Raw genomic sequence first — 5,615 nt, 5'->3', positions numbered from 1 at the left:
AGCAATTAGACAGTGTGGCCGCCTAATGGGCATACGCCAGATTTGACAATAACTCATTTTCATTTTTTTCTTGTGAAACTTTTCTCTTATTTGCTAGTAGCGCAGCAAATGATGAAGATGAATGTAAGTTATTCGAGATTCCAGCTGCCTCTTGAAATTCATGATATAAATCAGATGGTAAATGGTAATATTTGTTAACTGCCTCAATAAAATATCCAATTTCTTCTTGCTCAAATAATTCTTCGGTTTCAACATAAGTAAAAAAATGATTATCTGAAATTTTGCTATCAGTAATCTTGATCCACGATTCGTTAAGATTGTTTTTAAAATATTCAAAAGCACTATTATTATCCGTGGAATAAGATGTAAAAATCTTAAAAGATTTCTCATTGTTATCATTCAGGTAGCAACTCACCCTCAGATTAATAGTGCTTCTTGTTTCCTTATTGGATGTGACAAAACCAAGATGAAGAACGGGCTTTAAGATTGGGTCACGACTATTAGGTGCAGAAAAATCATTTTTTGCTTTTCTCTGAATATATTCTTCTAAATTTTCTGTAAATTGGGTGTTATAAACATAAGACCATCTTCTGTTTTTTATTAACTCTTTTCGATCTTGCATAACCTGCTAACCTTAAAAATATTAAATTAAAGAAGGCATAATCTTATTGCATGTATAAATTTAAAGCAAATCACGGCATTGGAATATGAATTTCATCACAAGAAAGAATGCATTATTTTACAGTAAGTTATATAAAATCTTATATTCAAGGAAAAAATCAATTTATTGACTATATCCTAGACTGGTAAAGGGGTATATGGGGTTTACGGGAAATTTCGTACCTTCCTGCAAAAAAGCCCAAATTAATTTTTTCAAAAATGAAAAAGGACAAATCTCTCATTTGGTATTACATCAAGATGGGGAAAACTCAATAGGGTTAAAGCGTTATTAATGGGTACCACATTGCTGTGATCCTGTTACCTATTTTTCAGAAGATCATTTCTGATGCTATCCTTGTTAGAACAAGATGTCATTAGAATGGTGCGGGGCCTAAAAATGAAAAATCATACCAATATTTTCAGATGGGCAACAGATTGTCTAGTTTCCAAAGGATATTCCTTCCAGCATTCGCCTGAAATCGTACAGGAAACACCCTGGTCCAATGTGTTTCGATTTACAACCTCAAAGGGCGATGTCTATTTAAAACAACCGGCACCACTTCTGGCTCAAGAGGCTAAAGTCTTGCAACTCCTAGCGCATCAATTTAATGCAAATGTGCCGATTGTGATAGCCATCAACGATGAGCTGCATTGTTTTCTCATGCAAGATGCAGGAGTTTCACTGCGCAAAGATCTCAAAACCGAATTTCATCCAGATTTGTTGTGCCAATCCATTAAAAAGTTTACAGCTTTCCAACGATCGACAGAAAATAACGTAGAACCCTTTCTTGCACTGGATGTTCCGGATTGGAAATTAAACAGATTACCTCAATTGTACGAGCAAATCATCAATAAAGCGGATTTTTTAAAAGCAGACGGCGTGACAGATGAAGAACTGCAAACATTGCACGATTTAAGCCCGCAAGTTTCAGAAGAATTCAAATCATTGTCTCAATATCAAATCCCGGAAACCATCGTTCAACCCGATTTTAACACGAACAATATACTGATAAGTCCCGATACCAATCAGTTTACTTTCATTGACTTGGGTGAGTTAGCCATCTCGCATCCGTTTTTTTCCTTACATAATTTTCTATATCAGTCCACCCTCCATCATGGTGTAAAAGAAATGGATAAAACCTGGCATCAACTCCAGGATGCTTGCATCGAAAATTGGCTGGGTTCAAGAACAAAAACCCAATTACTGAGGGCATTTACATTAGCCAGAAAGTTATGGCCCATTTATTCTGCATGTGTAAATTATCGTTTCATGCATTGCGTCGATCTACAGGCCTTAAATTCCTGGTACGCCAATAAACCCAATCGACTAGCCGGGGTTTTTAGAAAATATATTGCATCCAATTGAGTTTTAAAAAACCATCAAAGTCTGCTCCTGCACAATCATTCTTTTCATATGTTTCTGCTAGATATATTAGTTATAACTCAGAACGACCACTTTTGGGGGTTCTTCCACAGGACCCCCAATGGTACGAAAACGTACGCTAAGCTTATTAAAGTAATTGTATAAAATCTACAAAGGCTTTTTTTACTGCGCTCATATCCTCTACCCAGGGCATATGTCCTGCATTTTCAATAATAACAGTTGAAATATTATCTCGAACAAATCGTTGATCATTCAAAAAAAGAGATGGAGGGGTCATACAGTCCTCACTACCACCAATAATTAAAGTTTGTACATTTTCTGGCACCCAAACTGCATTGAAATTTAATTCAGAGGCCTTTTGTTGCCACCAGCCTGCTGCTTGGTAATTAAAAGGAAGGCTTTCTAGCATTTGCTTCCCTTTTTCTAAACTTTGATTTGGAAAATAGTAAGGGGCACATGCCATTAGGGCTCGTTTAAATGTTTCTGGATTTTGATTTTCAACAAATTCTTGTAATTCTTCAACTAACGAAGGCTTTCCTTTTTCTTTTGCAACGCGCGATGCTTCTTCATGCCATAATGTTGGCGATGAATTTAAAATAACGAATCCTTTTAAAATAGTTTCTAGCTGTGGAAATAATAAAGGAAACATGCCGCCAAATGATTGACCAACTAAAACTGGATGTTGAAATCGATTTACTGTAGGTAAAAGAAGATCAAACCATTGATTAAAATTATAATGCTCATTAGCTTGATTACTTCCATTATTCGGAAAATCAATTAACCATGTATTGCCTGGCAGTTCAAGTTCTTTTGCTACTTTAAATAAATAGCTGGAATCTGCGCCTGGTCCACCAGGAAGGAATAACCAATTATAAATTTGGCCTTCGTAACTTTTAAAATTAATTAATTGGTACCTAACTGAATTTTCATCCCAAAAATAATTATTCAACTTATTTGCCTCATAGTCTTTATATATCATTATGTTGCGTTTCTATTCTTTGATTAAATTAATGATTAACTCTATCATAATATCTTTCTGCTCTGATTGACTTTGAGCCACTAGAAGAGCGATAGCAACTAAGGCATTATCATTAATTTTTGCTTCTCCATTACTTTTTATGTGGTGCTTATTTTTTTGTAAAAACCAAATAAACATCAATGCACCAATCCGTTTGTTTCCATCTACGAAGGGATGGTTTTTTATTAAAAAATAAAGCAAATGAGCAGCCTGCTCTTCAATACTTGGATAAAGGTATTCTCCATTAAAACTTTGGACTATATTACCCAGTATTCCTAAAAAGCTATCATCTTTTATCTTACCAAATAATGCTGAAGCTTCTCCTTGCTCAACAAGTTTTCCCTTTAAACTATTAATTGCATGCATTGCTTCTTTGAGGCTAATTTCCTCTGTTATGCCTTTACTCAAGCCACCACTCGGGAAATTACCTGTATCATACTGATTTAATAGAATAAAACTATGAGTATATTCAGCTAATACTGTTAGCAGCCCCTTTGCTTCGGTGTGATCTAAAGATTCTAATTGAGCTCTCTGAATTAGAGCGAGGCCTTTTTTTAATTTATCAATTGATTCTAATTGTTGCTTTAATCTGTTTTCGTTTAAAACATATCCTTGAAGTAGATATTCTTTGAGCACTTGATTAGCCCAAATTCTAAATTGTGTTCCTTTTCTTGAATTAACCCTATAGCCAACAGATATAATTGCATCTAAATTATAGTGTTTAATCAATCGATTAACCTTCCGGTTTCCTTCAGTACGAACTACCGAGTAATCCTCGGTAGTTGCCTCTTCTGAAAGCTCACCCTCAGCGTATATGTGCTTTAAATGTAATCCAATATTATCTGTAGAAGTATCAAACAAATCAGACATCTGTTTTTGACTTAACCAAACGGTTTCACCTTTCAAGTGCACTTCTGTTTGAATGCTGCCATCGTTAGCTTGATAGATAAGAACTTGCTTTTGTCCATTGCCGTTATCCATTACCTTGAAGCCTCTTGAAGTAATTTATAAACAGTTGAGCGCCCAATTCCTGTTTGCCTGGAAATTTCGGTTGCTCCTATGCCTGCAGTATAAAGTGAAACAATTTTTTCTCTATCAATTGTACGCTTGCGTCCAAAATTTATCCCTTTTAACCTTGCCTCTACTCTGCCTTCATTGGTTCGCTCAAGGATACGTTGCCTTTCTGCTTGAGCAACTGCCGCCAAGATGGTTACTACCATTTTTCCCATAGCCCCTTCAGTACTTATTCCATCATCGAGAAAACGAATTGATACGCCCATGGCATCAAACTCTTTAATTAATTGAATCATGTCAGCCGTATCTCGCCCAAGCCGGTCTAGTTTTTTAACCAGAATAACATCACCTTCTTCAACTTTAAGACGAAGAGTTTGTAGGCCGTCACGATCACTGTGACTACCAGTCGCTTTATCGGTAAATAGTCGAGTTAATTTAACACCAGCATCTTTCAGTGCATTAATTTGAATATCCAAAGATTGCTGACTGGTTGAAACACGAGCATATCCAAAGAGTCGCATAGGCTAAAAATGTCTCCTTAATCGATTTGTAGAAGCAATGTCTACTAATAAGGTAAAATATGATTTTATAGACAGTTTATGATAAGGTTTTTTGATTGTCTATCAATTTATAAATTAAGAGATATTCTATAAAGGTTAACCAAATATGTTAACCGATATTAGCAGTCATTCACGATTAAGAAACAAGCAGGTATGAAATCCCCCATTTATTTTAATCTTTAATTGCAATATATGGTAAAATTTACTATAGTAATAGTTACTATAAAGGGCAATATTAATGAAAATAATAAAAACCAAACTATTTGCCAAATGGGCGATAAAAAATCAAGTCACCGATGAATCACTTAATATCGCTGCTAAAGAAATTTCTATTGAAATTTACGAGGCTAATTATGGTGGTGGTGTAATAAAAAAGCGTGTTGCCAATAAAGGAAGAGGAAAAAGTGGTAGTACTAGAACTATTGTTGCTTTCAAAAGAGGCAAACATTGCTTTTTTGTGTTTGGGTTTGAGAAGAATGCCAAAAGTAATATTTCTTCTAATGAAGAAAAAGCTTTTAAAATTATCGCTAAATCATTGTTAGCTTATTCTGATGTAGAAATTATTAAGCTGATCAAGGAAGGTGCATTAGTGGAGGTTGAAAATGAGTAAAATTATTGATGCTATGTTGGAAACAGCTAAAGATCTTGGGCTAGATACAATTACTATTAAAGAAATAGAAATGCTTAACTTAAGTGAAGTTAAAGAACTTGAGGCACAAGAAATAAAGAAAATGCGAATTAAAGAAAAAGTTAGTCAGGCCGTTATGGCTAAAATATTAAATGTTACTCCATCTACTTATCAAAAGTGGGAAAGAGGGGAGGTGCATCCGAAAGGAGCAAATCTTAAACTACTTCGTTTAGCTCATGACCATGGAATTCAGTATATTTTATCATAATTGAACATTTTAAGTCTGATTATATTCTAGGCAGCGTCAATTTAACTTTGAGCTAGACTGTAATTTATTTACAGGAATAACGC

General features: G+C 34.8%; 7 protein-coding genes. 3 read left to right on the top strand and 4 right to left on the bottom strand.

Going from position 1 to position 5,615, the window contains the following annotated elements:
* Nucleotides 1–22: 22 nt before the first annotated feature.
* Nucleotides 23–622, bottom strand: a complete 600-nt coding sequence (locus tag Q0495_RS00680) for a hypothetical protein (RefSeq protein WP_298622034.1) — start codon at nucleotides 620–622, stop codon at nucleotides 23–25.
* 435 nt (nucleotides 623–1,057) lie between these two features.
* On the opposite strand from Q0495_RS00680, the gene Q0495_RS00675 reads away from it, so the two are divergent.
* On the top strand, nucleotides 1,058–2,026 hold the full coding sequence (locus tag Q0495_RS00675; protein ID WP_298622033.1) for an aminoglycoside phosphotransferase family protein: 969 nt from the start codon (nucleotides 1,058–1,060) through the stop codon (nucleotides 2,024–2,026).
* A gap of 145 nt (nucleotides 2,027–2,171) precedes the next feature.
* Here the strand turns inward: Q0495_RS00675 and Q0495_RS00670 are convergent, their stop codons facing one another.
* The 3 genes from Q0495_RS00670 to Q0495_RS00660 are packed head-to-tail and all read right to left on the bottom strand — an operon-like array spanning nucleotide 2,172 to nucleotide 4,597.
* Nucleotides 2,172–3,023: an alpha/beta hydrolase gene (locus Q0495_RS00670; RefSeq protein ID WP_298622031.1), complete on the bottom strand. Its 852-nt coding sequence runs from the start codon at nucleotides 3,021–3,023 to the stop codon at nucleotides 2,172–2,174.
* Between the two features lie 12 nt (nucleotides 3,024–3,035).
* The gene (gene rhuM, locus Q0495_RS00665) at nucleotides 3,036–4,043 is read right to left on the bottom strand and encodes a RhuM family protein (protein ID WP_298622029.1); all 1,008 of its coding nucleotides are present in this window, start codon (nucleotides 4,041–4,043) and stop codon (nucleotides 3,036–3,038) included.
* Nucleotides 4,043–4,597 carry a recombinase family protein gene (locus Q0495_RS00660; protein WP_298622027.1) on the bottom strand — a complete coding sequence of 185 codons (555 nt, stop codon included), beginning with the start codon at nucleotides 4,595–4,597 and terminating at the stop codon, nucleotides 4,043–4,045. The genes rhuM and Q0495_RS00660 overlap by 1 nt, the downstream gene beginning before the upstream one ends.
* 277 nt (nucleotides 4,598–4,874) lie before the next feature.
* Here Q0495_RS00660 and Q0495_RS00655 point away from each other — a divergent pair, with 277 nt between their 5' ends.
* Together Q0495_RS00655 and Q0495_RS00650 are read left to right on the top strand one after the other, a co-directional pair.
* On the top strand, nucleotides 4,875–5,246 hold the full coding sequence (locus Q0495_RS00655; RefSeq protein ID WP_298622025.1) for a type II toxin-antitoxin system RelE/ParE family toxin: 372 nt from the start codon (nucleotides 4,875–4,877) through the stop codon (nucleotides 5,244–5,246).
* On the top strand, nucleotides 5,239–5,532 hold the full coding sequence (locus tag Q0495_RS00650; RefSeq protein ID WP_298622023.1) for a helix-turn-helix domain-containing protein: 294 nt from the start codon (nucleotides 5,239–5,241) through the stop codon (nucleotides 5,530–5,532). The genes Q0495_RS00655 and Q0495_RS00650 overlap by 8 nt, the downstream gene beginning before the upstream one ends.
* The last annotated feature ends 83 nt before the right edge of the window (nucleotides 5,533–5,615 follow it).

Source organism: uncultured Legionella sp. (assembly GCF_937871865.1).
In the GTDB taxonomy this organism is placed as follows: domain Bacteria; phylum Pseudomonadota; class Gammaproteobacteria; order Legionellales; family Legionellaceae; genus Legionella.
The sequence above is the reverse complement of the archived record's forward strand: the minus strand, read 5'-3'. Positions and strand labels throughout refer to the sequence as shown.